Source organism: Microcoleus sp. T2B6 (assembly GCF_036700475.1).
Lineage (GTDB): Bacteria > Cyanobacteriota > Cyanobacteriia > Cyanobacteriales > Microcoleaceae > Microcoleus.
In genome coordinates, this window is the sequence record NZ_JAUBOZ010000029.1 from 71,074 (window position 1) to 75,621 (window position 4,548).

Consider the following 4,548-nt stretch of genomic DNA (forward strand, 5'->3'; position numbering starts at 1 on the left):
ATTTTCAATTCATGAGTCGTCTTTAGACGACTTTCGCTATTAGACAGGGAATTCATTCCCTGGCGGACTAGCTGGATGGTGAGAGGAATGGCGGACTGACAGCTTTCTCCTGAAACAAGCCTAAAGAACAAATAATCATCGGTTCCCGTTTGTCTTCGTCTTCATTGACTATACACAAACGGTCATCCATCCGCAAACCCACGACTAATTCTGCTAATTGTCGATCGCCAATTCCGCTTTTTAACTGCCGATTTAACGTGTCAATTGCCGACTGGCGCAGGGGATAGCGGTAAATTTCATCAATCGCTTTTGACAATTCATCGGATGCAAATATTGTACCATTCATTTCCTTAAAGTAACTCTTCAAACGTTCGTATGTTCGGAACCGGGCCCCGGAAGGCCTGCCCAATTGTCCGCCCGCAGTTAACTCTTCTTCTGCTATCAACTCTGCACCTTTTGTGACTAATTCGTGATGCTGTTTGTCTCTGGGAATTGCTGGTGTCGCTTCCTCGCAGGCTGCAATTCTGAGGATTCCGAGTTGCGATTGACTAACGCTATTGCCATCGCGATCGACCCAAATCAACGAATCATTTCCCTCGGCGGTTTTCATGTACAATAAAACTCCTTCTGGTTGCAAGGGTGCGGGAGTATGATTGCGAGTTGAATAAACTACATTTGGCATTGACTCAATGGTTTTTTTCAAAATTGGGTTGTTGTCCGTGGCATTTTTCCAAATTTGAAAAGCTTCCGATGTTAAGTCAACTTCGGCATCTTCTTCGCCATCTAAAATTCCTGATTTTTCATTGTAAATATCGAGAATTACTTGAGGTGAGTCATCCTCAAAAAATGTCTCATCAGTTCCGACGACTTCGGCATTTTCTTGCAAGCGTCGGCGCAGTCTTTCGCGCAGGTTGATAATGCGATCGACTCCTTCGTCTGGCAAAAACGAATAGCACAAAATGCGATCGGCTTTTTGACCGATTCTATCCACCCTTCCCGCCCGCTGAATTAACCGAATAATTGCCCAAGGTAAGTCATAATTAACGATAATCGCACTGTCTTGTAAGTTGTGACCTTCACTCAGAATGTCGGTGGCAATTAAGATTCGCAATTCTCGTTCTGGTGAGATTTTGTCACGCTTACCGTTGCTAGTCGGACTAAACCGGAATGTGACTTCTGTGGGGTCTTTTGATTTGCCTGTCACCGATGCAACGCCTGCAATTTTGAGCTTGGTTAAATTATCAGTTAGATAGCGGACTGTATCGGCAAATTGAGTGAAAATTAGTACCTTCTCGCGGGGATGAGTTTCTGTGAGCAATGTCACCAAAGCAGCTAATTTTTGATCTGGTTGAGAATGCCATACACTGCAAGTTTGCAAGACTTCAATCAAACAGCGGGCATCGGCTAGCAAATCGCGTTTTAACTTCTTGGTATCAAAAAAGTCAGATTTGAGCCATTTAAACCTGCGCTGGTAGCGCGTTTGATATTCTCGATAAACAACTTCTGCCCGCTGTTTAAAACTCTTTTCGCTTAACAGCAATTCTGCTTCACTATCTAAAGTTTCGCCCGCATCATCTTCGATTTCTTCGCTTTCAAAACTGCTAACCACCACAGAATCAGCATCTTCATCGCTGTTGCGGGTATCCAACAAGTCTGCATCCTGGGTGCCGATCGGAATATCGGAGTTTTGGTCGATCGCATATAAATAGATAAAATTCCGCAGGATGTGGCGCTCGATCGACTGGATAAAGGCACTGCCGCTGCTTTCTAGCCGTTTAAACAGGTTTGTCCGCGAAAATCCCATTAACCGCCGACCCCCACGGAATAAGGCATTTAACTGCCGCTGTTCTGCTTCAGTCGGCTGTTGTTTGGGTTTTTTGGCGATGTAATTTCCCAGCCCGTAACGCGGCAGATTTAGTGCATTGATGACTTCGACAATTTCCTCAAAGTCAAGCTGGGAGCTAGTTGCGGAAGTTTCCGAGGAAAACTTAATGGTTTTGGGAAGGCGATCGGGAAAATAGGAACGAGTGCGATCGGCAAATTCTAGATATTTGCGCTTCTTCTCTGCGTCAGTTTCCGCATAATTTTCTTTAATAAAAGAGCGAGTGCGCCTCACCATGTAGTGCTTCATCAAATCTCGCCAATCATCAGGATGTTCGCTTTTTTCAAAAGCAGCCAAAGAGCGCACGGAACATTGATGCCGCTTAATAAATTCTAACTCTCCTTGACTGCCTCCGCCCAATTGGTTCAGCAAAGCTTCGGGCCGCAGTCCTAAATTTTGGTCTTCAGGAATAAACAGCCGCAACTGAGAAGATAAATCTAAATAGGTTTTGTTGTAGGGAGTTGCTGAAAGCAAAATACATTTACTTTCGTTGATGGCAATATATTCTTGAATCGCTCGATATCGCTTGCCTTCGCGGTTTCTGAGGTTGTGACTTTCATCAATTAACACAACTCGATAGCGGCGCAATTCTGGCAATTCTTGCTGTACCAGACTGATGGATAAGACTTTGGCACCCAGGAGATATTTACAATTATACTCCTCCCACATTTTGACTAAGTTTTTGGGACAAATTATCAGGGTTTCCAAGAAACAGTCTTCTTGTAAAATTTTGGCGATCGCAGTTCCGACTAAAGTTTTACCCAACCCTACAACGTCGCCAATAATCACGCCTCCCCGTCTGGTAATGTGACGGGCGGCTAACTTAACGGCTTCTTCTTGAAATTTAAATAAACCCTTAAAAGCGCGGGGAATCTGAAACTCAGCAATACCTGCGATCGCCTCGCGGGACAAATGATAGACAATGTTGAGATAGATGTGATAAGGTGGAATTAGTTCGGATCTCGCCCAACTGCGATCGATAATTTCTGCGAGTTCTTTAGAAATATCAACACAGCCGTATTCTTCCCAGCGATCGTCAAACCATTTTTGCAACTTATTACAAGCATCAAAATCTAAAATATCAATATTCAATTCCCCTTGTTTTGACAGTCCCGATAAAGTCAGATTGCTGCTGCCCAAAAAACCTACAATTGGGCTGTTTGGGTCTTGACGATGAACGAGATAAAGTTTAGCGTGCAGTGGGTAAGCTAAGAATAATTTAACAATAACTTTTCCCGTTTTAATCTGATAGCTTAACCTGCGTAAGCCCTGCTCGTCGCGATCGTTGGGAGCCCCTATCGTCAACTGGTGGCGAAATTCCTCAGCCATCCGTTTTTTGAGCCGAATAATGGCATTATTGTCAATCCCCCCGTGATGGGAAATTAGGCTAAAACTAGCATTCAATTCATCCGCAGGCAAACTTTGCATTCCCACCAAAAGGCGGCAGCAAGCTCCTTGGTTTCCCACATATGCTTCGATTAAATCGCCAATTCTCCGCCATCCCCTGAGATTGAAATAGCCCACACAAAAATCTGCCCGATAGGAGAGTTTAATGGTGTCTCGCAATGCTGGTAGCAGTGATTGTTCGATGTTGTCAAAAATGCGCGGCACTGGGTTTCCTCTGTTATATTAGTTGTACATAAAAAAGTTTGTAGTAAGGACTTTAGTCCTTAAAAAATCACATGGAAGGACTAAAGTCCTCACTACAAACCTGCTTACAATTGCGGTTCAATTCCAGCCGATCGCAATTGAGCGCGCAATTGCTCTAATTGGTCTTCGGCGCGATCGGCTCTTTCAGATCCAGATAACAACAGATTCCCTTGACTATCCCACCAGCGCAACCAAGGTAATTCCACATTTTGATACCTTCCTTGCCAAATTCCCAATTCCACTCCTAACGGTGCGATCGGATAATGACCGCGCTCATTTGCAGCAACTAATTGATACCTATCTTCGATCATGTGATAGACTTCAACGCTAGCCTTAGTTACTTCATAAATCCCGTAAAATGCCGGATGGATGACATTTTCATAAATCCAGAATTTCCCCGGCTTAGTTTCCTGTTGACCCGATCGCAACAAAGGCGTTCTATCCCGTTCTTGGGCACCGTTTCCCGATACAAACTCTAACACAATTAACGGTGATACAAATTCTTGCCACATCACATAAGAACGGCGCGATTGACCGTCAATAGTGGGCGGGACATTGGGCACGTAGAACCAGTCTGGCGCTTCTGCACCCCGTTCTAGCGGGTCAGTTAATCGCCAATAAATACCGCTGTCTTGACCGATGCAATAGTTACCGTCAGCGTGAATTCTTTCTAAAACGGGAGTAATTGAATCGGTTAACAGAATGCTTTGGGGATGTTCTTGGAAATTTTTCACAAAAGTGCCGTCTGATTCGGGTAGCTGAGTGTGATCTGGCCAGCCTGTAGGATTGTTTTCTACATCTAGGGTAAATTTCATAATGTTATTTGGGTCGCAAGCATTGTTTTGTTTTGAAAGAAGTTTTGATTTTGAGTAGATGGAAACTCGATACATCTAACTCAGACCTCTATCTCCCAATCCTCCAGACGCAAACCCTCAACGCCAGAAGTGTTGAATGATAGGAAAAGATTGCTAAAATTGGCCCAATAATGTATAATTGCAGAGTTATAAATTATTAAT

General features: G+C 43.9%; 2 protein-coding genes. Both read right to left on the bottom strand.

What is annotated here, in order from left to right:
* Positions 1-67: 67 nt before the first annotated feature.
* Positions 68-3,493, bottom strand: coding sequence for a helicase-related protein (locus QUA00_RS15250; protein ID WP_333410128.1), 3,426 nt, complete (start codon positions 3,491-3,493; stop codon positions 68-70).
* A 104-nt stretch (positions 3,494-3,597) separates the two neighbouring features.
* Positions 3,598-4,347 carry a Uma2 family endonuclease gene (locus QUA00_RS15255; protein WP_333410129.1) on the bottom strand — a complete coding sequence of 250 codons (750 nt, stop codon included), beginning with the start codon at positions 4,345-4,347 and terminating at the stop codon, positions 3,598-3,600.
* Positions 4,348-4,548: the final 201 nt, after the last annotated feature.

Excerpts from the sequence above, each read along its gene's own strand:
- QUA00_RS15255 (WP_333410129.1), bottom strand. The coding sequence starts at position 4,347 with ATGAAATTTACCCTAGATGTAGAAAACAATCCTACAGGCTGGCCAGAT.